The following is a 24,710-nucleotide window of genomic DNA, read 5'->3' as shown; positions in this document are numbered from 1 at the left end:
CGGCTCATGCCGTGACGGCGCGGGCCTGCCCGCGTCGTCCTGCAGACTGGGCGGGAGGATTCTCTGGATCCTCCCGCCGACTTTCCGGACATCGCCATGACGACGACCAGCACCGTCTCGACCTCCGGGTCGACGACCTACCTGACCGGCACGATCTCGGGGCTCGACACCGACTCGCTGATCGAGGCCGCCGTCGCGCAGAAGACCGCGCGAGCCGACACCATCGACGCCAAGGTCACGACCAACGAGACCAAGATCGCCTCCTACCAGGAGCTGCAGACGCTGCTGCAGGCGGTCTCGGACTCCATGGAGTCGCTGGCCTCGACGACCTACAGCTCGGTCTCGACCACCACCAACGCCTTCGACGAGAAGAGCGCCTATCTCACCGCCTCGGACGGCACCGACGCGACGGACGTGCTCGCGGTCAGCGCCGACGCCGACGCGGTCGCGGCCTCCTATTCGATCACCGTCACCCAGCTGGCCAAGGCCATGAAGATCGCCTCGACCGCCCAGACGGCCGATACGGCGTTGGGCCTGGACGGGGTGTTCTCGCTGAACACCACCGACGGGACGGCTGCCCAGATCACCGTCACCTCGGACATGACGATCGAGGACCTGGCCGACGCCATCAACAACGTCAGCGGCGACACCGGCGTCGTCGCCACCCTGATCGCCAGCTCGACGGGCACCCGCCTGGTGATGTCGACCAGCGACACCAACCAGGAGATCACGCTCTCGACCGTCTCGGGTGACGACATCGGCCAGAGCGTCGGCCTGACCGACAGCGCGGGCGACTTCTCCAACGTGCTGCAGGAAGCCCAGCCGGCCATCGTCACCATCGACGGCGTCGAGATCGAGAGCGACAGCAACGAGCTGACCGACACCATTCCGGGCCTGTCGATCTCGCTGCTGCAGGCCACCTCGGGCCAGACCATCACCCTCGACATCGAGGCCAACTACGACGACATCAAGACGGCAATCACCGACTTCATCACCGCCTACAACGCGCTGCGGTCGTTCGTCGTCACCAACCAGACGGTCGGTTCTGACGGCTCGGTGTCGGACGACGCGGTGCTGTTCGCCGACAGCATCCTGCGCGACGTCAACCGCCGCCTGAGCGACATGCTGGGCGGGACCGCCGGCTCGGACGACGAGCTGACCGACCTGTCGGCCCTGGGCGTCACCATCAACGCCGACAATCAGCTGGAGCTGACCGACGAGACGACGCTCGACAACCTGCTGCTGACCGACCTGTCGAGCGTGGCCAAGTTCTTCGAGACCGGCTTCACCAGCAGCAACAGCAATCTGAAGCTGCTCAAGAACGACACCACCGTCTCGTTCGACTTCGACATGCAGGTCAACGTCACCGACGGGGCGATCTCCAGCGTGTCGGTGAACGGCGACTCCAGCCTGTTCACGATCTCCGGCAACCGGATCATCGGCGCGACCGGCTCGATCTACGAGGGCCTGTCCTTCGCCCTGGCCTCGCCGACCTCCGGCACGATCTCGGTCGAGATCAACCAGGGCTTCGCGAACATGATCACGAGCCTGATCGACGACTACGCCAACACCTCCAGCGGCGTGATCCAGCAACGGATCGAAAGCCTGGAGACGGTCAACGAAAACCTCACCGACCAGTCCGACCAGATCCGCGAGGACGCGGAGACGTACCGGACCAAGCTGATCTCGAAATACTCGGCGATGGAGACCGAACTCTACGCCGCCCAGATCCTCCAGCAGCAGATCGCAGCCATCTTGGGAGCCGACAGCAGTGACGACGACTAACCAGGCGCTCAGCGCCTACGCGGCTTCCAGCCGCCTCACCGCCAACCCGCGCGACGTGCTGGCTTCCGTGCACGAGGAGCTCTACCGCGCGATCGCCTCGGCAAAATTCGCCCACGAGCAGGGGCGGCTGGATCAAATGTGCCGACATGCCATGCGGGCCACCCAGATCCTGACCGTCCTGTCGACGACGCTGGATTTTTCAGCGGCCGGCAAGGACGGCGCGACGTTGCGAAAGTTCTACCAATACGTGCTCGACGGCCTGCTTCGCGCCAGTCGCAGCAAAGATGTGTCTAGTGTGTATCAAATCGTACTGGACTTGTTGCGCCCGTTTTGCAAAGAACTGCGTTCTGAAAAATAGCAATGTACCGATAGTATCGGAAATGTATCGATCAAATACAGTAATGTAGTTATTCGATATATGGCACGCTGTTTGCCTGTTCCATTGCGATACAGCGATGGAGGCGAGTAATCGCCATGGCGAATTCAGCGACGATTGCGACGACGGGCGAGTTTGGTCTGTCTGACGTGCGCTCTGACGAGGAGCTGTTCCTGGCCTGCCGCGACGGCGACCAGACGGCTTTTCGGGTTCTGGTCGACCGGCACCTGCGGATGGTGCGGCGACTGGCGCTCAACGTCCTGGGCGACGTTCAGGAGGCCGAGGATGCGGCCCAGGAGGCATTTATTGCCGCCTGGCGCGCTCGCGAACGCTGGACGCCGGACGCCCGGTTCTCGACCTGGCTGCACCGCATCGCCGTCAACAAGGCCATCGATCGTCGCCGGGTCCGCAAGGCGACGCCGGAATCCCAGGAGGTGATCACCCGCCTGGCCGACGCCGAAGTCCAGGCGCCGGCCCAGGCCGACGCTCTCGCCAATCTCGAACGCACGGAGACCGCCAAGACGCTTCAGAAAGCCCTCGACAAGCTTCCCGACACCCAGCGCCAGGCGCTGACCATGTTCTATTTCGAAGAGCTCGACGTCGGTAGAATCGCCGACGCCATGGACTGTTCGGAACAGGCGGTGCGCTCGCTCCTGAAACGGGGCCGGCAAACCCTCAAGACTCGACTCCAGAAACAGAAGAAGATCTGTGGCTATGGACCTGAAACTATTCGAAGCCCGGCTGAAGGCGCTGGGTCCCGCGCTTGACCGCTGGCCGCCCGACGAGGCGCAAGCGGCGATCGCGCTGATGTCGACCTCGGAAGAGGCCCAGGACCTGTTCGCGACCATGACCGCCGAGGATCTCGGCGTGTTCGACGACCCCGGCGGCGACCTGTCGGCTCTGGCCGATCGCATCGGCAAGGCGCTGTAGGCGAGGGCGGCCGCGTCCGCGCGCCTTGAAGCCGTCGTGATCGGCGGCGCATGCTGGGCGTCCTGCAACGCAAGGACGCGCCACATGCTCTTTCGACGCTCGATCCCCGCCGTGCTGCTGCTGGCTCTCGCGGTCGCGACGCCGGCCCTGGCCCAGCCGTCTGCCCGGGCGATGGGGATCGATCCCGAGAAGGAATACTCCCCGGCCTACGACCGCTGCCTGAACAGCGGCGACGCCCTGAAGGGCGTGACCGTGGCCATGGCCGGTTGCACCAACGCCGAACTCCAGAAGCAGGACGCCCGCCTCAACCGCGCCTACAAGGCGGCCATGGCCAAGCGCTCCAAGCCCCAGCAGGCCAATCTGCGCACCGCCCAGCGCGCCTGGATCAAGCGTCGCGACGCCGAGTGCCAGGAAGACCTGACCGGCGGCACCATCGACATGCTGAACATCGGCGGCTGCCACCTCAGCATGACCACCGTGCGCGCCGTGGAGCTGGAGCGGATGGTCAAGGCGCGGCGGTAACTGCGAGAAACCTCCCCCTCTGGGGGAGGCGGCCGAAGGCCGGTGGGGGACGTTTTCAGCTTTCGAGGTGGTGGGTGATTTCGCAATCACTCCCCCCACCGATCGCTGCGCGATCGCCTCCCCACAGGGGGAGGTTCCCGTCACGCGCGGCCCTCGAATTTGCGCCTACGCAAAAACCCTTATGCGCGGCCCCCGAATTTACCCCTACGCGGAGAAGGGGGAATGTGCCGGCGTCACGGGGCGGTCTCCCCACCGCCTCCTTCCTCCCCGGGAGCCTCCGATGCTGTCGCCCCTCCGTTTCGAGCCCGCCTTCGCCCAACCGGCCCTGCCGGGCGTCTCCGCCGGCGTCATCCGCTACGCCGCCGGCGAGGAGATCTTCGCCGAGGGCGACGCGGCCGATCAGGTCTATGAGCTGGTCGAGGGCACGGTGCGCACGGGCCGGCTGCTGCGCGACGGCCGCCGCCAGATCGACGCCTTCCACTTCGCCGGCGAGGCCTTCGGCTTCGAGGCCGGCGACATCCACCGCACCACGGCCGAGGCCGTCGGCGACGTCGCCGTCCGCATCGTCCGCCGCCGGGCGCTCAGCGACCTGGCCGCCCGCGACGGAGACGTGGCCCGCAAGCTCTACCAGGTGACCATCGCCGGCCTGCAGCGCAGCCAGGACCACGTGCTGATGCTGGGTCGCCGCAGCGCCTGCGAGCGGGTGGCGGGCCTGCTGCTGCTACTGGCCGACCGCAAGGGCGAGGCCGCCTTCGATCTGCCGATGAGCCGCCAGGACATGGCCGACTATCTGGGCCTGACCATCGAGACGGTGTCGCGCACCCTGACGGCGTTCCTGCAGGAAGGCCTGATCGCCCTGCCCACCGTGCGCCACGTCGAGCTTCTGGAGCGCCCCGCGCTGGAAGCGCTCTGCGAATAGCGAAACGGCCTCCCCGCGGGTGCGAGGAGGCCGTTCGACGGTCTTCGAAGTCTCGTGAAGCGGATCAGGCCGCCGGCAGTTCACCCATGGCGCTCTGCAGGTAGTTCTGCTCGCCCAGCGACTTGATCAGCGACAGCTGGGTTTCGAGGTAATCGATGTGCTCCTCGGTGTCGTTGAGGATCTCGCGCAGCAGTTCGCGGCTGATGTAGTCGCGGGCCTGCTCGCACTGCACGATGCCCGGGACCAGCAGTTCGCGGTTGAATAGTTCGATCGACAGGTCGGCGGCCAGGCACTCCGGCACGTTTTCGCCGATCTTCAACTTGTGCAGGTCCTGCAGGTTGGGCAGGCCCTCGAGGAAGAGGATGCGGTTGATCAGCTTGTCGGCGTGCTTCATCTCGCCGATCGACTCTTGATAGACGATCTGGCCGAGGCGCTTGAAGCCCCAGTTGTCGTGCATGCGGGCATGCAGGAAGTACTGATTGACGGCCGTCAGCTCGTTGGTGAGCACAGCGTTGAGGACGCGGATAACGCCGGGATCGCCTTGCATGGCGGCCTCCTAAGGTTCGAGTTCGCCCGCACCCTTAAGCTGCTTTTCAAGCGCTTCAACAGTAATGTCTGCAAGTGTTTCGCAGCCTCACAGAAAAGCGTGAGAGTGCTTCGCGGTTACTGGGAATCGGCGACTTTGCGTCGCAAGACGCCTTATTCGGCGGCGAAAGCCAGAGCTTCGCGGGATTCCTGAATCATCTGGCGCATCTCGCAGACGCACTTGGCGCACTGGGCCTGGCAGCCCTTGTGGCGGAAGATGTCGGCCGGCCGGGTCGCGCCCGCGTCGATCGCGGCGCGGACTTCACGCTGGCGGATGCCGTTACAATTGCAGACGTACAAGGAAAGAACGCCCTACCGAATGATTGTCATTCTCATCTAACAGTTTTCCACCGGTTTGCAACTGACTCTCAGTCGAGTTCGCAGCGGCGCGTCGTCACAGGCGAGCGGGGGCGCGGCGCGGGGCGTTCCCCCAAAGTCGCGTTTCGGGCCAAATCGGCGTAAAGGCGGCGCATGACGCTCGACTGCCGCCTCTATCTCATCACCCCGCCGTCCCTGCCGGACCTGGCCGCTTTTGGCCGCCAGCTGGCCCGCGCCCTGGAGGGCGGCGACGTGGCGGCCCTGCAGATCCGCCTCAAGGACGTCTCCGACGACGTCGTGGCCGCCGCCGTCGCGGCCCTGGCGCCGATCGCCCGCGTCCACGACGTGGCGGTGATCCTCAACGACCGGCCGGATCTGGCCGCCCGCCTCGACTGCGACGGCGTGCACGTGGGGCAGGGCGATACGCCCTATGCGACCGCCCGCAAGCTGATGGGCAAGGACCGCATGGTCGGCGTCACCTGCCACGACAGCCGGCACCTGGCGATGGAGGCCGCCGAGGCCGGGGCCGACTACGTGGCCTTCGGGGCCTTCTTCCCGACCGCCACCAAGGACGCCCCGATCGTCGCCGAGCCCGACATCCTGTCGATCTGGCAGGAGACGATGGAGGTCCCGTGCGTGGCCATCGGCGGCATCACCGCCGCCAACGCCGCGCCGCTGGCGAGCGCTGGCGCCGACTTCCTGGCCGTCTCGGGCGGGGTGTGGTCCCATCCCGAAGGCCCGGACGCGGCCGTGGCGGCCCTCAACGCGGCGATCGCCGAAGGGCTCGCCGCCCGGGTCTAAGGCTGCATAACGGCGTTCTCTTGCCGTGGTTGTACGACAGGCATAGCCTCCTCCCCAGCGAACGATAACGGGGAGGGACCGCCATGAAGAAGCGGCTCGTAGCGTGTTTGCTTAGCGTACCCATGCTCGGCTTGGCGATGCCGGCCCTGGGAGAAAGCTGGAAGCCGGCCCCCGGCGAGGCCAAGACCTATTACGACGCCGATTTCCTGAGGGTTGACGAGAGCTCAGGCCTCGTCGTTCTGCGCATCGCCGAGGGCAAGGGGGCCGGCGGCCCCTACAAGTCGTGGCCGGCCGGCAAGGGTCCGATCATGATCTTCGCCCTCGATTGCGCCGCCGACAAATGGATGGACCTCGGCATGGACTTCGCCGGCGACAAGGGCCTGCCCAAGAACTGGCGCAAGGAAGCCAAGGTCGACGACATCTCCGGCGCCGCTGGCAAGGCCGGCAAGATGGCCTGCGAGACCAGGGACAGCCTGCCCAAGGCGACTCTTCCCTAGCCGCCGGCTTCCAGCCGGATCAGCCAGGCGCGGGCCTGCTTGGGTTCGCCGGGCGCGTTCTCCTGGGCCGGACCGCGGGCGGCCATGAAGTCGTCGTGCAGCGGGTAGGGCGGCAGGCCCAGCCGGTCGCGCACCTGCGCGATCGCGTCGGCCATGGCCGCGAGGTTCTCGACGACTTCAGGTTCGGACGCGTGGGGCGTCAGGTGGATGTTGTGGCCGAACAGGCCCCAGCGACCGGCCGCGCATTCGCGCAGGGCCGCGACCAGACGGGTCTGATAGTCGGTCTCGAGAACGGCAAGGCGTTCGGCGTCGTTTCTGGACATGGTTCCTCAGGCCCGCACCCGCGCCAGCTTGTCGGGGTTGCGCATGGTGTAGACGGCGGCGATGCGGCCGTCGACGATGTCCAGGCCCATGGTCTGGAACACCACGCCGTCGTGGGCCATCACCACCCCCGGCTGGCCGTTGATGCGGGCCAGGCGCGCGGTCGTGCCGTCCGGATGGGGCCACTTGCGGGCGATGCCTTCCAGCAGGCGCACGGCGTTGTCGAGGCCGAACACCGGGTTCATGGTCGCCGAGACCTTGCCGCCGCCGTCGGCGTGCATGACCACGTCCTTGGCCAGCAGGCCGCGCAGGGTCGCCGCGTCGCCGCTGAGGGCGGCGGCCACGAAGGCCTCGGTCAGGCGGCGCTCCTCGTCGGCGCTGGGCTTGTAGCGCGGCTTGCCGGCCTTGACGTGCTCACGAGCCCGGGCGGCCAGCTGGCGCACGGCGGCCTCGGAGCGGTCCAGGGTGGCGGCGATTTCGGCGAAAGGCGTGTCGAACACGTCGTGCAGCAGGAAGGCGGCCCGCTCCAGCGGGGTCAGGCGCTCCAGCGCCAGCAGGAAGGCCACGGTCAGGTTCTCGCCCAGGCCGAAGGTCTCGTCGACATCGACCACAGGCTCGGGCAGCCACTCGCCGACATAGAGTTCGCGTCGGGCGCGGGCCGACTTAAGGCGGTCCAGGCACAGGCGCGAGACCACGCGGTTGAGGAAGCCGGCCGGGTTGCCGACCTCGGCCGTCTCGACCTCGCGCCAGCGCAGCCAGGCGTCCTGCACCACATCCTCGGCCTCGGCCCGCGAGCCCAGCATGCGATAGGCTAGGCCCGTCATGGCGGGGCGGCGGCTTTCGAAGATCGTGTCGGCTGCGCTCATGGTCGATCCCTCGGTTTGCCCGACAGGACGAGGCGAAGGCGCCAGACGTGACATGGCCGCGAGCTTTTTTCCCGCGAATTCCGCGCCGGCCTTTTTCTGCCTTTGGCGGCTTACGCCGCCGGGGAGGGATCCCGGCGGCGCGGCGGGGGGAGGCCTTACTCGGCGGCGCTGGCGGCGGCCGAGCGCAGGGCGGCGTAGTCGGCGCGGGCCTGGCCGAGGGTTTCGGCCACGCACGAGGCGTAGTTGGGGTGGCGGCTGCCCTTCAGGGCCGCGCTGCACACCTGGCGGGCGGCGCGGGTCAGCTCTTCGCTGACCACGGTCGAGGACTTGCCGGTCACCGAAATGCGCTGCGAGGCGCCGGCGGCGGCGTGGGTCGCCGCGGTCAGGGGAACCTCGGCGGCGGCGGGTTGGGCCAGGGCCAGCAGGGCGGCCGCGGCGGTGGCGATCAGGGGAAACTTGGTCATGTTGGTCGTGTTGGTCATTGGGGGAGGACTCCTTCTATGCGCGTAGTTTGCGCGTGGCCTGACCCCTCGCTTTGCGCTGGATCAATTGCCGCCCCTAAAATTGACCGATCGGTCCCTTTTTTCAAGCGACGCAGGGTTGACCGCGACAATTCGCCCCGTCTTGCCTTCGCGCGGCCCCGCGTCTAGGTTCCGCGCCCGCTCTTTCCCACTGCCATCGTCCGTCTCCCGCCGCCGCGCGTCCGCGCGTCGGTACAGGGAATTCCATAGGATATCCGCCCGTGCCCACGCCTTCCGCCCTTCTCAACGTGATGATCGACGCCGCGCGCAAGGCCGCCCGCGGACTGGCCCGCGACTTCGGCGAGATCGGCGAGCTGCAGGTTTCCAAGAAGGGCGCGGCCGACTTCGTCTCCAACGCCGACCTCAAGGCCGAGCAGACCCTGTTCGAAATCCTCAGCAAGGCGCGCCCGGGCTACAGCTTCCTCGGCGAGGAACGCGGCATGATCGAGGGCACCGACAAGACCCACACCTGGATCGTCGACCCGCTGGACGGCACCACCAACTTCCTGCACGCCATCCCGCACTTCGCGGTCAACATCGCCCTGCAGCGCGAAGGCGAGATCGTCGCCGGCGTCACCTACAACCCGATCACCCACGACCTGTTCTGGGTCGAGAAGGGCAAGGGCGCGTTCCTCGGCGCCGAGAAGCGCCTGCGCGTCGCCGCCCGCAAGCACATGGACGAGGCCATGCTGGCCACCGGCATCCCGTTCATGGGCAAGCCCGGCCACGGCCAGTTCCTGAAGGAGCTGCACCAGGTCAGCCAGAAGGTCGCCGGCGTGCGCCGCTTCGGCGCCGCCGCGCTCGACCTGGCCTGGGTGGCCGCCGGCCGCTTCGACGCCTTCTGGGAACGCAACCTGAAGCCCTGGGACGTCGCGGCGGGCGTCCTGATGGTCCAGGAATCGGGCGGCAAGGTCACCACCATCGAGGAGCACGGCGACCCGGTGGAAGGCTCGTCGATCCTGGCCGCCAACCAGGACCTGCACCCCCTGGTGCTGAAGGCCCTGCACGCGGCGGGCTGAGGCTCTTCCCACCGCTGAACGACCAAGGCTCCGGGACGAGGTTCCGGAGCCTTTTTCGTGGGCAAGGCGTCGCCGAAGCGATGCGCGCCCCTCGCCAAACCGTCACATCCGCGCGCTAATCAGCGGCCATGACCCTACTGACCCGCCGCGCCATGACGACCGCCGCCCTCGCCGGCACTATGGGCGCCAGCATGATCCCCGCCATGGTCCGCGCCGGCGTGCGCAAGCCGATCGTCATCGCCCACCGCGGCGCCTCGGGCTATCGCCCCGAGCACACCCTGCTGGCCTACGGCCTGGCCATCGAGCAGGGCTGCGACTTCATCGAGCCCGACCTCGTCGTCACCAGGGACGGCCACCTGATGGTGCGCCACGAGAACGAGATCGGCGGCACGACCGACGTCGCCTCCCGTCCCGAGTTCGCCGCCCGCAAGGCGACCAAGACCATCGACGGCGAAAGCCTGACCGGCTGGTTCACCGAGGATTTCACCCTGGCCGAGATCAAGACCCTGCGCGCCCGCGAGCGGCTGCCGCAGCTGCGTCCGGCCAGCGCCGCCTTCGACGGCCAGGCCCAGGTCCTGACCTTCGACGAGGTCGTCGCCTTCGCCCGTTCGGAAACCAAGCGCGTCGGCCGCACGATCGGCGTCTATCCGGAGATGAAGCACCCGGCCTATTTCGCCTCGGTCGGCCTGCCCATCGAGGGGCGCATGGTCGAGGCGCTGAAGCGCAACGACCTCAACTCCAAGACCGCGCCGGTGTTCGTGCAGTGCTTCGAGGTCGGGCCGCTGAAGGCCCTGCGCCTGAAGACCGCCGCGCGCCTCGTCCTGCTGGTCGCCGGCCAGGGCGGCCCGGCCGACCTGCCGAACGTGAAGTACGCCGACCTCGTCACGCCCGAGGGGCTGAAGGGCGTGGCCGCCTATGCCGACGGCTTGGGTCCGGAAAAGACCATGGTCGTGCCGCAGGACGCGCAAGTTCTGCTGCCGGCCACCTCGCTGGTCAGGGACGCCCACGCGGCGGGCCTGCTGGTCCATCCCTGGACGGTGCGGGCCGAAAACTACTTCCTGCCGGCGACCCTGCGGAAGGGCGACCCGGCCGCCGCCGACTACCTGGCCAAGGCCGGCGATGCGACCGCCGTGCTGAAGGCGCTCTACGCCGCCGGCGTCGACGGTGTGTTCAGCGACTTCCCGGACCTGGCCGCCGCCGCTCGCGGCTGACCCGAGATTGGGCGAGACCGGCGTTTTCGCCGGGCCGCCGCGTCATTCGTCACACGCAAGCGTTGCAAAGGCGGCATGCTGGCCCTTCCAGATCGGGAGGTCCCCATGTCCGAACCGTTCCAGCTTTCCCTCGCCCCGCGCCAGCTGACCCAGACCATCAATCCGTGGTCGTGGAGCTTCGGCGACTTTTCCCTGTTCACCGTCAATCTCGGCACGTCGGGCAAGCCCGAGGTCGAGGCCCGGGTGCTCGACGAGGTCGGCAGCTACGGCCGCCAGATCGGCCGCATCGGCGAGGCGCTGGAGAAGCTGATCGACTGGGCCGAGAAGCAGGACCCGGCCCTGGTCGGCGAACCGGCCTTCGAGGAACTGCGCAAGCAGCTGCTCCACGTGTCGCTGATCAAGGACCAGGAGACGGCGAAGGCGGAGAAGGACTAGCGGTCCTCCAGCGTGTGCCAGATGCGCAGAACGAAGATCGCGGCATCGGTGATTTCGTAGCGCAGTTCATAGCCGCCGACGATCAGCCGCCGGACTTCGCGCGGCGCGAACTCCGCGAGGCGCTCGCCCAGTCGGGGTGTCGTCAGCAGGCGTTTCGGCGCGGCGACCAGTTCGCGGGCGGTGCGGGCGGCCGCGCGGGGATTCACTTCGGCCAGGAAGGCATGGAGCCGAGTGATGTCGGAGGCCGCCTTGCCGGTCCAGACCAGGCGCATCAGCGCGGTTGCGTATCGGTTTCGAGGCTGTCGGCCCAGGCTTCCATCGCGGCCTGTTCCACCAGACGTCCGGCGTCGACGTCGGCAAGGCCCTCCAGGGTCATCGCCCGGAAACGCTCCTCACGATCCGCCCAGGCGGCCAGCGCCTGACCAACCACCCAATCGGGAGACCGATCCATGCGGACGGCCAACTGGTCGATCTGATCGGCCAGCGGGGCGGGAACCTCGACAGTCAGGACCTTGGTGTCCACAGGCGTCTCCAAGACTGGACGACCAGCATAGCCCATGAGGCCCTGACTGCGAACAGTCCGAGTCTACGCCGCCTCCACCCCGAACTGCAGTCGCGCCAGGCGGGCGTAGAGGCCGCCGCGGGCGACCAGGTCGGCGTGGGCGCCTTCCTCGACCACGCGGCCCTCGTCCATGACCACGATGCGGTCGGCCTGCAGCACGGTGGCCAGGCGGTGGGCGATCACCAGGGTGGTCCGCCCGCTCATGGCCGCGTCGAGGGCCTGCTGCACCAGCCGCTCGTTCTCGGCGTCCAGGGCGCTGGTGGCCTCGTCGAGCAGCAGGATCGGGGCCTGGCGCACCAGGGCGCGGGCGATAGCCAGGCGCTGGCGCTGGCCGCCCGACAGGGTCTTGGCGCGCTCGCCCACCGGCGTGTCGAAGCCCTGGGGCAGGGCGGTGATGAAGCCCGCAGCCTGGGCGGCCTCGGCGGCGGCGCGGGCCTCCGCCTCGGTGGCGTCCTCGCGGCCGAAGCGGATGTTGTCCATGGCCGAACCGGAGAACAGCGGCGAGTCCTGGGCCACCAGGGCCATGGCCGCGCGCACCTCGGCGGGCTCGGCGTCGCGCAGATCGACGCCGTCCAGGCGCACCACGCCGCCCTGAGGGTCGTAGAAGCGCAGCAGGAGGCGCAGGACGGTGCTCTTGCCCGCGCCCGAGGGGCCGACCAGGGCGACGGTCTCTCCGGGCCTCACGGTCAAGCTGAAGCCGTTGAGGGCCGGCAGGTCGGGACGGCCAGGATAGGCGAAGGCCACGTCCTCGAAGGCGATCTCGCCGCGCACCGGCGAAGGCAGGGTCCTGGGCGCTTCCGGCGGAGCGATGCCCGGGCGGGCGTTCAGCAGGTCGGAGATGCGGTCCATGGCCCCGGAGGCCTTCTGCACGTCGCCCCAGACCTCGCCCAGGGCGCCGACCGAGCCGGCGGCCATCACCGCCAGCATGGCGAACTGGGCCAGGGTTCCCGGCGTCATCTCGCCCGACAGCACCATCCGCGCCCCGAACCACAGCAAGAGGGTCACGCCGCCGAAGGCCAGGGTCATGACCAGCACCGTCATGCCGGCCCGGGCGCGGATGCGGCGCACCGAGGCGTCATAGGCCGTCTCGACCGCCGAACCGAACCGGCGGCCGGCCTCGCGCTCGCGCACGAAGGCCTGGACGGTGTCCAGCGCGTCCAGGCTCTCGCCGGCGTAACCCACCGCGTCGGCGAAGCGGTCCTGGGCGGTGACCGACAGCTTGCGCACCTTGCGGCCGACGAAGAACATCGGGGTCAGCACCACCGGCACCATCAGCACGATGAAACCCGCCAGCTTGGGGCTGACCACGGCCATGTAGCCCAGGCCGCCGATCAGGCTGAGGGTGTTGCGCAGGGCGATCGAGGCCGAGGCCCCGACCAGCTGGTCGATCAGCGAGACGTCGGCGGTCATCCGCGACAGCACCTCGCCGGTGCGGGTCTTGAGGAAATAGGCCGGGTCCAGGGTCAGGACGTGGTCGTAGAGCGAGCGGCGCAGGTCGGCGACGACGCGCTCGCCCAGGCGCGTGACGAAGAAGAAGCGCGAGGCCGTGGCCACGGCCAGCACCAGGGCGACGGCGGCCAGGGTCAGGAAGGTGTGGTTCACCGCCCCTTCGCCGCCCTTGGCGAATCCCTTGTCGATGACGTTCTTGAACGCCCCCGTCAGGCCCAGGGTCGCGCCGGTCGAGAACAGCAGGAAGAAGCCGGCGGCCAGGGCGTCGCCGATATGGCGGCGCACGAAGGGCAGCAGATGGGCGAGCGGCCGGATGTCCTTGCGGCGCGGGCGGCGGGCGGCCGATTCCGACAGGCTCTGGGCCAGTTCGGCGCCGGCGCCGGGGCGGCCTTCGACCGAAATCTCGCCGCCGTTAACGTCGCTCATCAACAGGGTCCTTGCCAAAAACGCGCGGGTTCTTTATAGCCGCGCGTCTTCGAGGGCCACCCCGCACGGCGGCGCTCACTCACATTTCACGCCGCCCTCTAGTCGGTTGGACCGCCCGATGAAACAAGACATTCACCCCGACTACCACTTCATCAACGTCACCCTGACCGACGGGACGAGCTACCAAACCCGCTCGACCTACGGCAAGGAAGGCGCGAACCTGGCGCTCGACATCGATCCGCGCACCCACCCGGCGTGGACCGGCGGCAACGCCCAGCTGATGGACCGCGGCGGCCGCGTCTCGCGCTTCAACGCCAAGTTCGCCGGTTTCACCGCGAAGAAGTAAGACCGCAAGGTCTCGCCGTAAGGGCGACGAAAAGCCGGCTCCGCGTTCGCGGGCCGGCTTTTTCTGTATCTGGACCCCAGATCCTCCCCCTCTGGGGGAGGTGGCCCGAAGGGCCGGAGGGGGGCGTTTTCAGCTTCCGCTGAACTGGCCTTCCTCCCCCGTAAAATCCCCGCGAAAGCGGTTTTCGCACCAGATCCCTCTCCCCTTGCGGGAGAGGGTGGCCTCGCGGAGCGAGGTCGGGTGAGGGGTCTCCCAGAACTGAAAGCCGCGTACAGCGGTCAGGCCGGGCGCGATGTCGGATGTCTGAGAGACCCCTCATCCGACGGCCTTCGGCCGCCACCTTCTCCCGCAAGGGGAGAAGGGTCATCGCCAAGGTTCAGGAGGAAGGTCCGCGGCCCCTCACCCGCAAGGCCATGCCCGCCGCCACGCCCATCGCCAACCCCGCCAGATGACCCGGCTTCACCGCGCCGTGGCCGCTGACGACGATGTCGAGCAGCAGGGCGACGGCGATCGCCGTCCAGGCCGCGATCCGTCCCCAGCGCGCTACGCCGCCGACGGCCACGGCCAGGCCGCAGATCGCCAGACAGGCCTGGGAGGCGCCGGAGATGAAGGCGTCCGGCTGGGTGACGACGGCGATCCACTGGCCCAGGGTTCCGCCCGCCAGGGCGACCAGGGCGGGCGTGAGCCGACCGAGGCGCGCCTCGACAGCCAGGCCCACGCCGCCGATCACCAGCACGTTCAGCAGCATGTGCGGCGGCTTGACGTGAAGCCACTGCGAGGCGACCAGCCGCCAGGCCTCCGCCCAGGTGAAGTCCGAGCCCTTGATCGCTCCGAAGGCGACGAGGTCGCGGGAATGCTGCTGGACCCAGACGGGCTGGCCCAGGGCGATGGCGACCAAGATCGACGCCAGCAGCAGGCTGGCGGCCCAGATCAGGCAAGGCGATCGTTTGGCCAAGGCTCCCCCCGAAGCCGGCCCCGAGGCTCAGCGTGGAGAGGCTCAGCGCGGCGGGGCGAAGCGGATGACGTTTTCGCCGAGGAAGGGCTCGTCGGAAGCCTGGCCCTCGGAAGGCGGCTCGAACAGCTGCTCCATGGCGTCGGCGGTGGCCGTGGGGCTTTCCGGGACGGGCGGAGTGACCGGGGCGGCCAGCAGGATGGGCATGCGCACCGAGACGCTGGTGCCAGCCCCCAGGCGGCTTTCGACGTGCATCTCGCCGCCGTGCAGCTGGGCGAAGGCCCGCACCAGCGACAGGCCAAGGCCGGTGCCCTTGGCGCGCTGGTCGACGCCGCCGGCCTGCTCGTAGGGGCGACCCAGGCGCTCGAGGTCCTCGGGGCTGATGCCGACGCCGGTGTCGGCGACGACGATCTCCAGCATGCCGTCGTGGCCGTCGGCCGTGACCGTCACCTGGCCGCCGCGCGGGGTGAACTTCAGGGCGTTGGACACCAGGTTCAGCACGATCTGCTTCAGCGCCCGGCGGTCGGCGTCGACGTCCAGCTCGCCTGGCGGCAGCACGCCGCGCAGCTGCACCCCGACGCTGTCGGCCTGGACGCGCAGCAGGCGCATGGCGGCGTTGACGGCCTCGCGGGCGTCGAATTCGCCGCGCGACAGCTCGAAGCGCTCGGCCTCGATCTTCGACATGTCGAGCACGTCGTTGATCAGGTCCAGCAGGTGGCGGCCGCTTTCATGGATCAGCTCGGCGTATTCGCCGTAGCGGTCGGTCAGGGGGCCGAACATGCGGGCGCGCATGATGTCGGAGAAGCCCATGATGGCGTTCAGCGGCGTGCGCAGCTCGTGGGACATGTTGGCCAGGAAGCGGGCTCGGCCGGCGGCCAGTTGCTCGGCGTCGTTGCGGGCCTGGTCCAGCTGCAGCAGGTGGCGGGTCTCGGCGGTGACGTCGCGCATCACGCCCACCAGCACGCCCGGGCCGACGCGGCGCAGGGTCAGCGACAGGGTCTTTTCCGGGGCCTCGGCGGCCGGGAAGGTCAGGACCGCCTCGCGTTCGCGCAGGGCCTGGCCCAGGGCGAAGTCAACGCGGGCGCGCTCGCCCGGCACGGCGGCCTGGGAAAGGCCGTCGATCATGATCCGGTCCAGCGCCGCGCCCTCGGGGGCGACGCCGCGCACGGTGCGCACCCGGCCTTGCAGGGTGACGACGAAGGCCAGGAAGGGCAGGCCGTCGAGCAGGGTCGAAAGGGCGGTCAGCTCCGACAGGTTGCGCACGTCGCGCTCGCCGGCCCGGCGGTGGGTCAGCATCAGGCCGGCGGCGAGACCAAGGCCCGTGGTCGCCACGGCCAGGAAGCCGAGGATGAAGGCGGTCGGGCCCGTCGGAGCGGGTGGAGCTAGGCCCGACAGCTGGACCAGGGCGGCCATGGCCCCGCCGATCAGGGCCAGGGCCGCGCCCTCGGCCAGGCGGCGCGGGGCGGCCAGGGTCGAGGCGGCGGCGACGGGGGCCAGGCACCAGGCGCTCATCGCGCCCGAGACGCCGCCGGTCAGGGCCGCGGCCAGGGCGCCGCCGGCGGCCCAGCCGACCAGCAGCAGCGACTGGACGCGCTCGTCCTCGCTGTCGCCCAGCAGCAGGGCGGCGATGGCGGGCAGGGCGCCGGCCAGCAGGGCGATCCAGACGGGCCAGCCGGTGGAGGCGGGAACGAAGGCCACAGCCCCGCCGGCCAGCAGCGCGGCCGCCAGCCAGCCCAGACGCCAGGCGCGCGCCGTCTCCCGCCCCGATAGGACGGGGCGGAGGGCGGCTTCATCCTGCCGCGGCTGCACCGGGTCGATGTCCAAGGGGGCGGGTCCGCCTCGAAGTTGTTGTTATTGGTGAATCCTAACCCCGGTTCGGCCCTTCTCCAAAGCACGCACAATTGTGGGGCGACCGGGCGAGTCCAGCTTCTTGTGGACGGAAACGGATTCGTAAGCGGGTTGGTTCAGGGTGGCACAGAATGCCTTTGCGGACAGAAGGTCCGGGAGTTTCACATGCCTCAGACGGCGTCCGCGGACGCTTCGACATCAGCCGAAGACCTCGCCGAAAGCGCGGGCGGTGCTGATTCGCGCCAGGCTCAGCGGCCTTCGGAAGGACCCACCGCGACGTTTCGCCGCGCGGCGGCCCGCGCCCGTCGCAAGGCCGCCCTCGATGATCAGAAGCGTTCGTTCCTGCGCATGGTCAGCCACGAGCTGCGCACGCCCCTGAACGCCGTCATCGGTTTTTCGGAAATCCTGGCCAGCGAGCTCTACGGCCCGCTCGGCGCGCCGCAGTACAAGGAATACGCCAAGCTGGTGCACGAGAGCGGCCTCAAGCTGCTCAAGCTGGTCAACCAGATCGTCGAGATCGCGCGCCTGGAAGGCCACGTCACCGACCTCGACGTCGCGGCCGAGCCGCTGGACGAGGCGGTCGAGGACGTCATGGCCCAGCTGCGCGCCGAGTGCGAAGCCCGCGGCGTGGTGATGAGCGCGCCGGATCTCGTGGGCATGCCCGCCGTCCTGGCCGACCGCCGGGGCCTGCGCACCATCCTGTCGAACCTGCTGCAGAACGCCGTCGCCCACTCGCCGTCGGGCGGGGTGGTGACGATCGAGGCCGAACTGGTCGGCGGCGGCATGGTCGAGATCTCGATCCGCGACCAGGGCGAGGGGGTTGAGCAGGGCGACCTGCAACGCCTGCTGCGCCCGTTCGAGCAGGCGGGCACCTCCCTGACCCGCAGCGGCGAGGGCGCGGGCCTGGGCCTGCCGATCGTCGACCTGCTGACGCGGGCCATGAACGGCGCGCTGCGGCTGAAGTCGGCGCCTGGGCAGGGGCTGACGGCGATCGTGACCCTGCCGGGCGCCTGATTGCTTGCATCGGGGCCGTGGCCCGCCTAAACGCCGCGCCATGAGCACCGACCCCAACGCCGCCCTCGACGAACTGGCCGACGAGTTCGAACTGCTCGGCGACTGGGAAGAGCGCTATCGCTACGTGATCGAGCTGGGCAAGGACCTGGCGCCGCTCACCCCCGAGGAGCACTCGGAAGACAACAAGGTGCGCGGCTGCGCCAGCCAGGTGTGGCTGGTCACCGAGCCGCAGGCCGATGGCACCGTCCGCTTCCGCGGCGACAGCGACGCCCACATCGTCAGCGGCCTGATCGCGATCGTGCTGCGGCTCTATTCGGGTGCGAAGGCCGGCGACATCGTCGCCTTCGACGCCTCGGCCGCCATGGCGCGCCTGGGCCTGTCGGAAGCCCTGTCGTCGCAGCGCTCCAACGGCCTCAAGTCGATGGTGGCCCGCATCCAGCGTGACGCGGCGGCGGTGGCGGGCGCCTGATAAGGGGACCTCGCTCTCCCATTTGCCCGTCATTCCCGCCCTTGTGGCGGGAAACCCTGGTTCCGCTTTCACGAGAAGCGCTAGCGGACTGCTTGGCAGTCCGCCCCAACCGCCCTTGCGGCTGACAGAGGGGTTCCCGCCACAAGGGCGGGAATGACGGGAGAAAGAGAGAAGTCGTCCCTATTCTCTAGAAGAAGCCCGCCCTGTTTCCGATGAACACGATGGCCACGATGATCAGCAGAAGCTGGATCAGCCAGTTCACGGGCGAGGGGATCGGCGAGCGCTGGACGGCGTAGAGCGCCAGGCCAAGCAGCACGAGGGCGATGATGACGGTGATCAGGATGCTCATGGCCCGGTAACCCGCGTGCGGCGTGCTTGGTTCCGGCCGTGCTTGAGCCCGGGGCGTTCATCTTCTATGGCCCGCCCATGACCTCGCCCTGGCGCATCGCCGCCCTCTACCGCTTCGCGACCTTCGACGACCCGGAGACGATCCGCGCCGATCTCGCCAAGCTGTGCTGCGGGCTGAAGATCAAGGGCACCCTGCTGCTGGCCCGCGAGGGGATCAACGGCACCATCGCCGGTACGCCCCAGGCCATCGACGCGGCCATCGCCCATATCCGCGCCCTGCCGGGCTGCGAGGCGCTGGAGCTGAAGTTCGCCGACGCCGACGCTCCGCCGTTCCATCGGCTGAAGGTCAAGGTGAAGGCCGAGATCGTCACCCTGGGCGAGCCCGACCTTGATCCGGCCCACAATCACGGCGTCCATGTTGATCCGGCTGATTGGAACGCCCTGATCGCGCAGCCCGACGTGATCGTGATCGACACCCGCAACGGCTACGAGGTCGACTGCGGAACCTTCGAAGGCGCGATCGATCCGGCCACGCCCAGCTTCGCCGACTTCCCCGCCTGGTTCGACGCCTTCCGCCAGACCTGGGACCCGGCCGCGCCGGCCCCGAAGGTGGCCATGTTCTGCACCGGCGGCATCCGCTGCGAGAAGTCGACGGCCCTGCTCAAGGCCCGCGGCGTCGAGGACGTGTTCCACCTCAAGGGCGGCATACTGAACTACCTGGAGACCGTGCCCCAGGACGAGAGCCTGTGGCGCGGCGAATGCTTCGTGTTCGACGAGCGGGTGGCCGTGGGCCACGGCCTGTCGGAAGGCTCCCACGTGCTGTGCCGGGGCTGCCGCATGCCGGTGTCGGAAGCGGGACGGACCTCGCCGCTGTACGTCGAGGGCGTGTCCTGCGCGCGCTGCCACGATACCCGCAGCGACGACCAGAAGGCCCGCTACGCCGAGCGCCAGCGCCAGGCGGCGCGGGCGATCGAACTGGGCATTGACCACGTCGGCGCGGCCTTGCCGGTCAAGCCTTCGCGCGAAACCTGACGGATCGTCGTCGGCCTCACGGCGTTATTCCGACCGAGCCCCCTTTCTCGGACACGGAGATGACCCATGGTCGCCTATGACCCCACCCTGAATCCTGGCCACACGAACGGCGCCGGTCCCGCCCGCGCCCGCCAGGGCCTGATCGACACCCTGTCGGACAAGGTCTCGACCTTCCTCGACCAGCATTCCAAGTCGCCTGAACCCCAGGCTCCCGTCGCCGACTACGCCGTGGGCGGTCCGGCCAAGAAGCCGCTGACCATCGCCGGCCGCGATATCCAGCTGGGCGGCCGCACCATCCCGCTGGCCGTCGCCGTGCTGGGCGGAGCGGTGCTTGCGGGTCTGCTGATCAACAAGCGCACGCGCGGCGCGGCCCTGACGGCGGCCGGGACCGCCTGGACCTTCCTGCAATCGAAAAAGCCTTAAGGCGCCGCTTCGAACCTTTCGGGAGGGGGCCGCGTTGCTGCGGTCCCTCCATTCGAAAGCCACAGGAGTTCACCCATGGCCCATACGAACGAAGACCACATCAAGCTCGTCAACGGCCTGGTCGAGATCACCATCGACAGCGCCGACGGCTACGAAGCCGCCGCCCGCGACGCCGAGAGCCGCAGCTTCAAGTCGCTGTTCGAGGCTCGCGCCCAGGAACGTCGCGGCGTGGTCTCCGACCTGCAGAGCGAAGTGCGCCGCCTGGGCGGCACGCCCGACGACGACGGCAGCATCCTGGCCGCCGCCCACCGCGTGTTCCTGAACGTCCGCGACTCCCTGACCAAGGGCGACGAGTCGGTGGTCAAGACCGTCGAGGACGGCGAGGACCACATCAAGGCCAAGTACGAGAAGGCCCTGCAGGACCTCGACGTGGATCCGCAGACCCGCCGCGCCATCGAGGCCGCCTACGCCAAGGTCAAGGCCGGCCACGACCAGATGCGCGACATCAAGCACGCGCAGAGCCACTGAAGACGCAGGCTGAGCAAGGCGGCGGCCGCGACTGACCGCCGCCTTGTCTCACAGCATGCCGTAGTGCGCCGCCAGGCGCTGCAAGGCCGCCCTCAGGGCGGCCTTGCCCGTTCTGGGCTTGAGGCCCAGGGCGACCTCCGTGGCCTGCAGCGAGGCGCCGTGCAGGCAGATCGGCGACAGGATCGCCCTCTGCTCGGGCGCCAGCGCCATCATCGCCCGGGCCATGCGGGCCTTGGCCCCGATCGCGCGCTCGGCGGGTTCCGCGCGCGGGCCGCCGCCGCGCGGAGTCGGATCCCAGTTCATGGTCAGGCGACCGAGCAGGCCCGAGGCGTGGGCGTCGGCCTCCAGGCGCCGGCCCGCCGCGCGCTCGACGGCGCTGAGCAGGCCGCGGCTGAACAGCCAGTCCAGCGGATCCGCGCCGAGATTGGCCCGGTGCGTCGTGGCTTCGCCGTTCTCGACCACAACCTTCTCGCCCTCGACGAAGCCCGGACGACCGGGCGACGCGGGCTGCGGCGCGCGGCCCAGTCGCCAGCCGCCTTCGGGGCGGGGGACCAACTGGTGCATCAGCTTGCGGAAGGCGGCCTCGTCGATGGTCAGCATCGGCTTGCGGCCACGGGCGAAGCGCACGGCGTAGGCCAGGCCCCGGGCCTCGATCACCGAGCCGGCGCGGGCCAGCAGGCGGGCGGCGCGGTCGGCCAGGTGCTCGGCCTCCAGGTCGCGCTCGACAATGGCGGCGGCGCTCATCGGTCGATCCCCGCGGCGTTGGCGAACACCATGCCGGTCAGATCCGGAATGGTCTCGGGCGCCTGGCGCACGCAGGCCTCCAGAGCGCTCATGCGGGCGTCGAACACCCGGTCCTCGCGCATGTCCTCGATGCGATGGCAGGCGTGGGCGCAGGTTGTGCGGTCACGACCGAAGGCGAAGGCCACGCGGGCCAGCGGCCAGTGGAAGATCACGTGGGCCAGGTAGATGGCGATCTGCCGCGCGCGGGCGGCGGTCTTGGACGCGCGCTTGTCCGAAACGATGTCGGCGGGCGCGACGCCGGTGGCCAGGGCCACGGCGTGGGTGACGAAGGCCGCGGCGAGACGGTCGCGACGCGGATCGGGCGAGATCGCCCAGGCCTCCTCCAGGATTTGAGCGAGCATGGCGGTCCCTCAAGAGCGGCGCCCCCAGTGACGCCCATGAGCATCAGCCTAGGCTGATATTCCTCCTGTAGGATAACTTTCCTATTTCGCGCGTCTAGTCGGAATTTAAACCACTGATTGTATTCGCCCGGACGGTGGTCGATCCCCGTCGGCCGACGGGGATCGACGCCCGATTCAAGGATTGGCGGGCGCGGCCGGGGCGCTCGCCGCCGGCGGGTTGGGCTTCAGCAGTTCGGCCTCGATGGCGACCGTGACCTCGTCGCCGACGCCCATGGTCGAGCCGGGCTTGGGCACGCCGTAGCTGACCCCGAAGTCCGAGCGCTTGAAGCTGCCGCTCAGCGAGAAGCCGATGCGGGCGTTGGGGTCCATCGGCGGGAAGCCGGCGTAGCCGCCGTTGAACTTGGCCTTCAGGGTCACCGGCTTGGTCACACCGTGCAGGGTGAGGTTGCCGCTGACGTCGGCGGTGTCGGGGCCGGTGGTCTCGACCTTGGTCGAGCGGAAGGTGATGGCCGGGTACTTGGCCGCGTCCAGCCATTCGGCGCCGAGCAGTTCGTCGGTGAAGCCGGGCGGCGGGGCGGGGAGGGTCAGGGAGCTGGTCTTGATGCTGGCCTCGACGCTGGCGGCGGCCGGCACCTTGGGATCGAGGTTCAGCTTGACGTCGAAGTCGGTGAAGCGGGCCGTGTACCAGGAGAAGCCCAGGTGGCTGAGTTTGAACGACAGGTCGGCGTGCGACTTGTCCAGCTTGTATTCCCCGGCCGGCAGGTCGGCGGGCGGCTTGGCCGGGGCGGGCGCGGCGGCGGAGGCTTCACCGGCCGGCGGCGGCGTTTGCGTCTTGGCGGCCTTCGGGTCGGAGCAGGCCGCCAGGGCCAGCAGCAGGGCGCCGCCGATCACGAACTTCGAGGCGTAGGACATGAAACCTCCCTTTTCTGTTGGGCGGGGAGGTTCGGCCCGGGGCGACGATGCGGTCAACCCCGGGGCGTTGTGACGCTTACGACTTCTTTTTACGCTCGGCGATCCAGGCGTCGGTGCGGGCGTCCAGCACCGCCAGCGGCGTCGAGCCGCCCAGCAGCACCAGGTCGTGGAAGGCCCGCTCGTCGAACTTCGGACCCAGCTGGTCCTCGGCCCGCTTGCGCAGTTCCAGGATCTTCAGCTCGCCGATCTTGTACGACAGGGCCTGCCCCGGCCAGGAGACGTAGCGCTTCAGCTCGACCTCGATATTGGTCGGAGACAGGGCGGTGTTGTCGGTGAAGCAGGCGCGGGCCTGGTCCAGGCTCCAGCCCTTGGCGTGGATGCCTGTGTCGGCCACCAGCCGGCAGGCGCGCCACATCTCGTAGGATAGGCGGCCGAACAGCTCGTAGGGGTCGCGATAGATGCCCATCTCCTCGCCCAGCCATTCCGAATAGAGCCCCCAGCCCTCGCCGAAGGCGCTGAAATAGAGGTTCTTGCGGAACTCGGGGCCGGCCTGCTCCTGGGCCAGCGAGGTCTGGACGTGGTGGCCCGGCGCGCCCTCGTGCAGCACCAGGGCCGGCAGCTCGTAGAGCGCCCGCTGGTCGAGCTCGGAGGTGTTGATCATCAGCCCGCCGGCGCGGCCGGCCTTGGGGTCGCCGCCGAAATAGCGGCCGGTGGTGTAGCCCTTCTCGATGCTGGCCGGCACCGGCCGCACGCCGTAGGTCAGGCGCGGCAGGGTGCCGAAGTGGGCCGGCAGCTGGTCATCGGCGCGCTTGGCGATCTCGCTGGCCTTCTCCAGCAGCTGCTGGCGGCTGGTGGCGTAGAACTTCGGGTCCTTGCGCAGATAGGCCAGGAAGGCCGGCAGGTCGCCGTCGAAGCCGGCCTGCTTCATCACCGTCTCCATCCGGGCGCGGATGCGGCGCACCTCGGCCTGGCCGATCTCGTGCACTTGGTCGGGCGTCATGTCGGTGGTGGTGTAGCGCTTGACCAGGAAGGCGTAGTAGCGCTTGCCGTCGGGCAGGTCGGAGGCCGCCAGGCTCCTGGCGGCGTGTGGCACGTACTCGTCCTGCATGAAGGCGACGAAGCTGGCGCGGGCCGGGGCGACCTTGGCCTTCAGCACCGCCTCGCCCTCGGCGATCAGCGCGGCCTTGCGATCGGCCGGCACGCTGGCGGGCAGGGCGCGCAGCGGCACCAGCAGCGGATCCTCGGTCAGCGGCGTGGCGGCCGTGCGCTGGGCGCGGTCCAGCACCGACTCGGCGGTCGAGCGGGCGTGGACGAAGCCGGTGGCGATCCCGCGACGGGCCTCGGCGATGTTGGCGGCGTACCACTCTGGGCTCTGGGCCAGCAGGGCGATCCACTTCCTGGCCTCGGCCTCGTCCTTCAGGCGCATGCCGTTGGCGCGATAGAGCAGGGAGACGTCGAAGCCGCCGTCGCTGCTGAACGGCATGCGGCTTTCGTCGAACGACAGGCCGGTGAGCTTGTCGTCCAGGCTCCAGGCCAGGATCTGGCGGGTCAGCTTCTCGTCTTCGGTCAGGCCGGCCGCGTCGACCTCGCCCAGCAGGGCCTTGGCCTTCTCGTAGCGGGCCTTGCGCTCGGCGTCGGCCTTGGGGCCGACCGGCGGAAACCGCCAGCGCGAGGCGTCGGTGGCGCTCTCGTCGTCGTCCACCGCCGAGACCGACTCATAGGCCTTCACGGCTTCGGTGAGACGGGCCGAGGCGCTGATCTGGGCCGCCTGGACCGGTCCGGCCAACAGCACGGCCGACAGGGCCGCGCCGGCGGCGAGGCGGAGAAGATGATGGCGCATGAACGCTCCCCGGAATGAACTCGGGTGAGGTTAGATCATGTCGCTGGGCGCGGCCAAACGGCCAAGTCGAAGCTTTCTGATCATTTCGCAGGGAGGAAAAGGAGAGAAGAAAATGGAGCGGGCGAAGAGATTCGAACTCTCGACATCCACCTTGGCAAGGTGGCGCTCTACCACTGAGCTACGCCCGCGCACCGATTTTCTTGTCTCTGTCCACGACCCCCGAGAAGGAGGGAATGGAGCGGGCGAAGAGATTCGAACTCTCGACATCCACCTTGGCAAGGTGGCGCTCTACCACTGAGCTACGCCCGCA

At 69.0% G+C, this 24,710-nt stretch carries 32 protein-coding genes and 2 tRNA genes; 17 read left to right on the top strand and 17 right to left on the bottom strand.

Annotation, left to right across the window (positions count from 1 at the left end; all coding sequences use genetic code 11):
• The first annotated feature begins 96 nt into the window (after nucleotides 1–96).
• The 6 genes from fliD (at nucleotide 97) to fixK (ending at nucleotide 4,532) form a co-directional block, all read left to right on the top strand.
• The gene (fliD, locus tag AC1RRS_RS01070) at nucleotides 97–1,785 is read left to right on the top strand and encodes a flagellar filament capping protein FliD (protein ID WP_492853582.1); all 1,689 of its coding nucleotides are present in this window, start codon (nucleotides 97–99) and stop codon (nucleotides 1,783–1,785) included.
• Nucleotides 1,772–2,143 (top strand): flagellar protein FliS, encoded by a 372-nt coding sequence (locus tag AC1RRS_RS01065; RefSeq protein ID WP_492853581.1) that lies wholly within the window; start codon nucleotides 1,772–1,774, stop codon nucleotides 2,141–2,143. The genes fliD and AC1RRS_RS01065 overlap by 14 nt, the downstream gene beginning before the upstream one ends.
• 116 nt (nucleotides 2,144–2,259) lie before the next feature.
• Complete coding sequence (locus tag AC1RRS_RS01060) at nucleotides 2,260–2,928, top strand: RNA polymerase sigma factor (protein ID WP_492853580.1); 669 nt, start codon at nucleotides 2,260–2,262, stop codon at nucleotides 2,926–2,928.
• A complete protein-coding gene (locus AC1RRS_RS01055; RefSeq protein ID WP_492853579.1) occupies nucleotides 2,876–3,091 on the top strand; it encodes a hypothetical protein in 216 nt (71 codons plus the stop codon). Before AC1RRS_RS01060 ends, AC1RRS_RS01055 begins: the two co-directional genes overlap by 53 nt.
• Before the next feature lie 84 nt (nucleotides 3,092–3,175).
• Nucleotides 3,176–3,613, top strand: a complete 438-nt coding sequence (locus tag AC1RRS_RS01050) for a lysozyme inhibitor LprI family protein (protein WP_492853578.1) — start codon at nucleotides 3,176–3,178, stop codon at nucleotides 3,611–3,613.
• A 280-nt stretch (nucleotides 3,614–3,893) separates the two neighbouring features.
• Complete coding sequence (fixK, locus tag AC1RRS_RS01045) at nucleotides 3,894–4,532, top strand: transcriptional regulator FixK (protein ID WP_492853577.1); 639 nt, start codon at nucleotides 3,894–3,896, stop codon at nucleotides 4,530–4,532.
• A gap of 64 nt (nucleotides 4,533–4,596) precedes the next feature.
• Here fixK and bfr read toward each other — a convergent pair whose 3' ends face one another.
• Nucleotides 4,597–5,079 (bottom strand): bacterioferritin, encoded by a 483-nt coding sequence (gene bfr / locus AC1RRS_RS01040; protein ID WP_198574152.1) that lies wholly within the window; start codon nucleotides 5,077–5,079, stop codon nucleotides 4,597–4,599.
• Nucleotides 5,080–5,231: 152 nt separating this feature from the next.
• Nucleotides 5,232–5,417 (bottom strand): (2Fe-2S)-binding protein, encoded by a 186-nt coding sequence (locus AC1RRS_RS01035; protein WP_110121027.1) that lies wholly within the window; start codon nucleotides 5,415–5,417, stop codon nucleotides 5,232–5,234.
• A gap of 171 nt (nucleotides 5,418–5,588) precedes the next feature.
• Between AC1RRS_RS01035 and thiE the strand changes: the two genes are divergently transcribed.
• Nucleotides 5,589–6,236 carry a thiamine phosphate synthase gene (gene thiE / locus AC1RRS_RS01030; protein ID WP_492853576.1) on the top strand — a complete coding sequence of 216 codons (648 nt, stop codon included), beginning with the start codon at nucleotides 5,589–5,591 and terminating at the stop codon, nucleotides 6,234–6,236.
• Between the two features lie 83 nt (nucleotides 6,237–6,319).
• Nucleotides 6,320–6,733, top strand: coding sequence for a hypothetical protein (locus tag AC1RRS_RS01025; RefSeq protein ID WP_492853574.1), 414 nt, complete (start codon nucleotides 6,320–6,322; stop codon nucleotides 6,731–6,733).
• Here AC1RRS_RS01025 and AC1RRS_RS01020 read toward each other — a convergent pair.
• The 3 genes from AC1RRS_RS01020 to AC1RRS_RS01010 form a co-directional block, all read right to left on the bottom strand.
• Nucleotides 6,730–7,056: a hypothetical protein gene (locus AC1RRS_RS01020; protein ID WP_492853573.1), complete on the bottom strand. Its 327-nt coding sequence runs from the start codon at nucleotides 7,054–7,056 to the stop codon at nucleotides 6,730–6,732. The two genes, AC1RRS_RS01025 and AC1RRS_RS01020, sit on opposite strands and share 4 nt — an antisense overlap.
• A 6-nt stretch (nucleotides 7,057–7,062) precedes the next feature.
• Nucleotides 7,063–7,920 (bottom strand): sigma-70 family RNA polymerase sigma factor, encoded by an 858-nt coding sequence (locus AC1RRS_RS01015; RefSeq protein ID WP_492853571.1) that lies wholly within the window; start codon nucleotides 7,918–7,920, stop codon nucleotides 7,063–7,065.
• 155 nt (nucleotides 7,921–8,075) lie between these two features.
• Nucleotides 8,076–8,402 (bottom strand): hypothetical protein, encoded by a 327-nt coding sequence (locus AC1RRS_RS01010; protein WP_492853570.1) that lies wholly within the window; start codon nucleotides 8,400–8,402, stop codon nucleotides 8,076–8,078.
• 260 nt (nucleotides 8,403–8,662) lie between these two features.
• On the opposite strand from AC1RRS_RS01010, the gene AC1RRS_RS01005 reads away from it, so the two are divergent.
• From AC1RRS_RS01005 to AC1RRS_RS00995, 3 genes are all read left to right on the top strand, one after another.
• The gene (locus tag AC1RRS_RS01005) at nucleotides 8,663–9,460 is read left to right on the top strand and encodes an inositol monophosphatase family protein (RefSeq protein ID WP_492853569.1); all 798 of its coding nucleotides are present in this window, start codon (nucleotides 8,663–8,665) and stop codon (nucleotides 9,458–9,460) included.
• 128 nt (nucleotides 9,461–9,588) lie between these two features.
• Nucleotides 9,589–10,671 carry a glycerophosphodiester phosphodiesterase gene (locus tag AC1RRS_RS01000; protein WP_492853567.1) on the top strand — a complete coding sequence of 361 codons (1,083 nt, stop codon included), beginning with the start codon at nucleotides 9,589–9,591 and terminating at the stop codon, nucleotides 10,669–10,671.
• Nucleotides 10,672–10,776: 105 nt separating this feature from the next.
• On the top strand, nucleotides 10,777–11,106 hold the full coding sequence (locus AC1RRS_RS00995) for a hypothetical protein (RefSeq protein ID WP_492853566.1): 330 nt from the start codon (nucleotides 10,777–10,779) through the stop codon (nucleotides 11,104–11,106).
• Here AC1RRS_RS00995 and AC1RRS_RS00990 read toward each other — a convergent pair.
• The 3 genes from AC1RRS_RS00990 to AC1RRS_RS00980 all read right to left on the bottom strand — a co-directional run bounded on the left by AC1RRS_RS00990 (nucleotide 11,103) and on the right by AC1RRS_RS00980 (nucleotide 13,546).
• Complete coding sequence (locus tag AC1RRS_RS00990; RefSeq protein WP_492853565.1) at nucleotides 11,103–11,378, bottom strand: type II toxin-antitoxin system RelE/ParE family toxin; 276 nt, start codon at nucleotides 11,376–11,378, stop codon at nucleotides 11,103–11,105. The two genes, AC1RRS_RS00995 and AC1RRS_RS00990, sit on opposite strands and share 4 nt — an antisense overlap.
• Nucleotides 11,378–11,629 (bottom strand): CopG family ribbon-helix-helix protein, encoded by a 252-nt coding sequence (locus tag AC1RRS_RS00985; protein ID WP_492853563.1) that lies wholly within the window; start codon nucleotides 11,627–11,629, stop codon nucleotides 11,378–11,380. The genes AC1RRS_RS00990 and AC1RRS_RS00985 overlap by 1 nt, the downstream gene beginning before the upstream one ends.
• 63 nt (nucleotides 11,630–11,692) lie before the next feature.
• Entirely contained in the window at nucleotides 11,693–13,546 is a 1,854-nt protein-coding gene (locus tag AC1RRS_RS00980; protein WP_492853562.1) for an ABC transporter transmembrane domain-containing protein, read from the bottom strand.
• A gap of 115 nt (nucleotides 13,547–13,661) precedes the next feature.
• Between AC1RRS_RS00980 and rpmE the strand changes: the two genes are divergently transcribed.
• Nucleotides 13,662–13,889, top strand: coding sequence for a 50S ribosomal protein L31 (gene rpmE, locus AC1RRS_RS00975; RefSeq protein WP_110121023.1), 228 nt, complete (start codon nucleotides 13,662–13,664; stop codon nucleotides 13,887–13,889).
• Nucleotides 13,890–14,265: 376 nt separating this feature from the next.
• Here rpmE and AC1RRS_RS00970 read toward each other — a convergent pair whose 3' ends face one another.
• Both AC1RRS_RS00970 and divJ read right to left on the bottom strand, forming a co-directional pair.
• Nucleotides 14,266–14,844: a rhomboid family intramembrane serine protease gene (locus AC1RRS_RS00970; protein ID WP_492853561.1), complete on the bottom strand. Its 579-nt coding sequence runs from the start codon at nucleotides 14,842–14,844 to the stop codon at nucleotides 14,266–14,268.
• Nucleotides 14,845–14,886: 42 nt separating this feature from the next.
• Nucleotides 14,887–16,665 carry a cell cycle sensor histidine kinase DivJ gene (divJ, locus tag AC1RRS_RS00965; RefSeq protein ID WP_492853560.1) on the bottom strand — a complete coding sequence of 593 codons (1,779 nt, stop codon included), beginning with the start codon at nucleotides 16,663–16,665 and terminating at the stop codon, nucleotides 14,887–14,889.
• Nucleotides 16,666–16,854: 189 nt separating this feature from the next.
• On the opposite strand from divJ, the gene AC1RRS_RS00960 reads away from it, so the two are divergent.
• Nucleotides 16,855–17,703: a sensor histidine kinase gene (locus tag AC1RRS_RS00960; RefSeq protein WP_110119556.1), complete on the top strand. Its 849-nt coding sequence runs from the start codon at nucleotides 16,855–16,857 to the stop codon at nucleotides 17,701–17,703.
• A 40-nt stretch (nucleotides 17,704–17,743) separates the two neighbouring features.
• Complete coding sequence (locus AC1RRS_RS00955; RefSeq protein WP_492853559.1) at nucleotides 17,744–18,172, top strand: SufE family protein; 429 nt, start codon at nucleotides 17,744–17,746, stop codon at nucleotides 18,170–18,172.
• Nucleotides 18,173–18,359: 187 nt separating this feature from the next.
• On the opposite strand, the gene AC1RRS_RS00950 is transcribed toward AC1RRS_RS00955, so the two are convergent.
• Nucleotides 18,360–18,521, bottom strand: a complete 162-nt coding sequence (locus AC1RRS_RS00950; protein ID WP_162839355.1) for a hypothetical protein — start codon at nucleotides 18,519–18,521, stop codon at nucleotides 18,360–18,362.
• 77 nt (nucleotides 18,522–18,598) lie between these two features.
• Here AC1RRS_RS00950 and trhO point away from each other — a divergent pair, with 77 nt between their 5' ends.
• From trhO to AC1RRS_RS00935, 3 genes are all read left to right on the top strand, one after another.
• A complete protein-coding gene (gene trhO, locus AC1RRS_RS00945) occupies nucleotides 18,599–19,552 on the top strand; it encodes an oxygen-dependent tRNA uridine(34) hydroxylase TrhO (RefSeq protein ID WP_492853558.1) in 954 nt (317 codons plus the stop codon).
• A gap of 66 nt (nucleotides 19,553–19,618) precedes the next feature.
• Nucleotides 19,619–19,975 carry a hypothetical protein gene (locus tag AC1RRS_RS00940; protein WP_487288536.1) on the top strand — a complete coding sequence of 119 codons (357 nt, stop codon included), beginning with the start codon at nucleotides 19,619–19,621 and terminating at the stop codon, nucleotides 19,973–19,975.
• Nucleotides 19,976–20,050: 75 nt separating this feature from the next.
• On the top strand, nucleotides 20,051–20,503 hold the full coding sequence (locus AC1RRS_RS00935) for a PA2169 family four-helix-bundle protein (protein WP_487288537.1): 453 nt from the start codon (nucleotides 20,051–20,053) through the stop codon (nucleotides 20,501–20,503).
• Between the two features lie 48 nt (nucleotides 20,504–20,551).
• Here AC1RRS_RS00935 and AC1RRS_RS00930 read toward each other — a convergent pair whose 3' ends face one another.
• The 6 genes from AC1RRS_RS00930 to AC1RRS_RS00905 all read right to left on the bottom strand — a co-directional run bounded on the left by AC1RRS_RS00930 (nucleotide 20,552) and on the right by AC1RRS_RS00905 (nucleotide 24,709).
• Nucleotides 20,552–21,247, bottom strand: a complete 696-nt coding sequence (locus tag AC1RRS_RS00930) for a DUF6456 domain-containing protein (RefSeq protein ID WP_492853556.1) — start codon at nucleotides 21,245–21,247, stop codon at nucleotides 20,552–20,554.
• Complete coding sequence (locus tag AC1RRS_RS00925) at nucleotides 21,244–21,648, bottom strand: helix-turn-helix domain-containing protein (protein WP_487288540.1); 405 nt, start codon at nucleotides 21,646–21,648, stop codon at nucleotides 21,244–21,246. Before AC1RRS_RS00925 ends, AC1RRS_RS00930 begins: the two co-directional genes overlap by 4 nt.
• 174 nt (nucleotides 21,649–21,822) lie before the next feature.
• Nucleotides 21,823–22,560, bottom strand: coding sequence for a YceI family protein (locus tag AC1RRS_RS00920; RefSeq protein ID WP_492853555.1), 738 nt, complete (start codon nucleotides 22,558–22,560; stop codon nucleotides 21,823–21,825).
• A 76-nt stretch (nucleotides 22,561–22,636) separates the two neighbouring features.
• Entirely contained in the window at nucleotides 22,637–24,400 is a 1,764-nt protein-coding gene (locus AC1RRS_RS00915) for a DUF885 domain-containing protein (RefSeq protein ID WP_492853553.1), read from the bottom strand.
• 113 nt (nucleotides 24,401–24,513) lie between these two features.
• Nucleotides 24,514–24,588: transfer RNA gene (locus AC1RRS_RS00910), tRNA-Gly, on the bottom strand.
• Nucleotides 24,589–24,634: 46 nt separating this feature from the next.
• Nucleotides 24,635–24,709: transfer RNA gene (locus tag AC1RRS_RS00905), tRNA-Gly, on the bottom strand.
• Nucleotide 24,710 lies beyond the last annotated feature (1 nt).

Source organism: Caulobacter sp. GW821-FHT12A07 (assembly GCF_058807655.1).
The sequence above is the reverse complement of the archived record's forward strand: the minus strand, read 5'-3'. Positions and strand labels throughout refer to the sequence as shown.

Excerpts from the sequence above, each read along its gene's own strand:
- fliD (WP_492853582.1), top strand. The coding sequence starts at position 97 with ATGACGACGACCAGCACCGTCTCGACCTCCGGGTCGACGACCTACCTG.
- AC1RRS_RS01060 (WP_492853580.1), top strand. The coding sequence starts at position 2,260 with ATGGCGAATTCAGCGACGATTGCGACGACGGGCGAGTTTGGTCTGTCT.
- AC1RRS_RS01055 (WP_492853579.1), top strand. The coding sequence starts at position 2,876 with ATGGACCTGAAACTATTCGAAGCCCGGCTGAAGGCGCTGGGTCCCGCG.
- AC1RRS_RS01050 (WP_492853578.1), top strand. The coding sequence starts at position 3,176 with ATGCTCTTTCGACGCTCGATCCCCGCCGTGCTGCTGCTGGCTCTCGCG.
- fixK (WP_492853577.1), top strand. The coding sequence starts at position 3,894 with ATGCTGTCGCCCCTCCGTTTCGAGCCCGCCTTCGCCCAACCGGCCCTG.
- bfr (WP_198574152.1), bottom strand. The coding sequence starts at position 5,079 with ATGCAAGGCGATCCCGGCGTTATCCGCGTCCTCAACGCTGTGCTCACC.
- thiE (WP_492853576.1), top strand. The coding sequence starts at position 5,589 with ATGACGCTCGACTGCCGCCTCTATCTCATCACCCCGCCGTCCCTGCCG.
- AC1RRS_RS01025 (WP_492853574.1), top strand. The coding sequence starts at position 6,320 with ATGAAGAAGCGGCTCGTAGCGTGTTTGCTTAGCGTACCCATGCTCGGC.
- AC1RRS_RS01020 (WP_492853573.1), bottom strand. The coding sequence starts at position 7,056 with ATGTCCAGAAACGACGCCGAACGCCTTGCCGTTCTCGAGACCGACTAT.
- AC1RRS_RS01015 (WP_492853571.1), bottom strand. The coding sequence starts at position 7,920 with ATGAGCGCAGCCGACACGATCTTCGAAAGCCGCCGCCCCGCCATGACG.
- AC1RRS_RS01010 (WP_492853570.1), bottom strand. The coding sequence starts at position 8,402 with ATGACCAACACGACCAACATGACCAAGTTTCCCCTGATCGCCACCGCC.
- AC1RRS_RS01000 (WP_492853567.1), top strand. The coding sequence starts at position 9,589 with ATGACCCTACTGACCCGCCGCGCCATGACGACCGCCGCCCTCGCCGGC.
- AC1RRS_RS00995 (WP_492853566.1), top strand. The coding sequence starts at position 10,777 with ATGTCCGAACCGTTCCAGCTTTCCCTCGCCCCGCGCCAGCTGACCCAG.
- AC1RRS_RS00990 (WP_492853565.1), bottom strand. The coding sequence starts at position 11,378 with ATGCGCCTGGTCTGGACCGGCAAGGCGGCCTCCGACATCACTCGGCTC.
- rpmE (WP_110121023.1), top strand. The coding sequence starts at position 13,662 with ATGAAACAAGACATTCACCCCGACTACCACTTCATCAACGTCACCCTG.
- AC1RRS_RS00960 (WP_110119556.1), top strand. The coding sequence starts at position 16,855 with ATGCCTCAGACGGCGTCCGCGGACGCTTCGACATCAGCCGAAGACCTC.
- AC1RRS_RS00955 (WP_492853559.1), top strand. The coding sequence starts at position 17,744 with ATGAGCACCGACCCCAACGCCGCCCTCGACGAACTGGCCGACGAGTTC.
- AC1RRS_RS00950 (WP_162839355.1), bottom strand. The coding sequence starts at position 18,521 with ATGAGCATCCTGATCACCGTCATCATCGCCCTCGTGCTGCTTGGCCTG.
- trhO (WP_492853558.1), top strand. The coding sequence starts at position 18,599 with ATGACCTCGCCCTGGCGCATCGCCGCCCTCTACCGCTTCGCGACCTTC.
- AC1RRS_RS00940 (WP_487288536.1), top strand. The coding sequence starts at position 19,619 with ATGGTCGCCTATGACCCCACCCTGAATCCTGGCCACACGAACGGCGCC.
- AC1RRS_RS00935 (WP_487288537.1), top strand. The coding sequence starts at position 20,051 with ATGGCCCATACGAACGAAGACCACATCAAGCTCGTCAACGGCCTGGTC.
- AC1RRS_RS00930 (WP_492853556.1), bottom strand. The coding sequence starts at position 21,247 with ATGAGCGCCGCCGCCATTGTCGAGCGCGACCTGGAGGCCGAGCACCTG.
- AC1RRS_RS00925 (WP_487288540.1), bottom strand. The coding sequence starts at position 21,648 with ATGCTCGCTCAAATCCTGGAGGAGGCCTGGGCGATCTCGCCCGATCCG.
- AC1RRS_RS00920 (WP_492853555.1), bottom strand. The coding sequence starts at position 22,560 with ATGTCCTACGCCTCGAAGTTCGTGATCGGCGGCGCCCTGCTGCTGGCC.
- AC1RRS_RS00915 (WP_492853553.1), bottom strand. The coding sequence starts at position 24,400 with ATGCGCCATCATCTTCTCCGCCTCGCCGCCGGCGCGGCCCTGTCGGCC.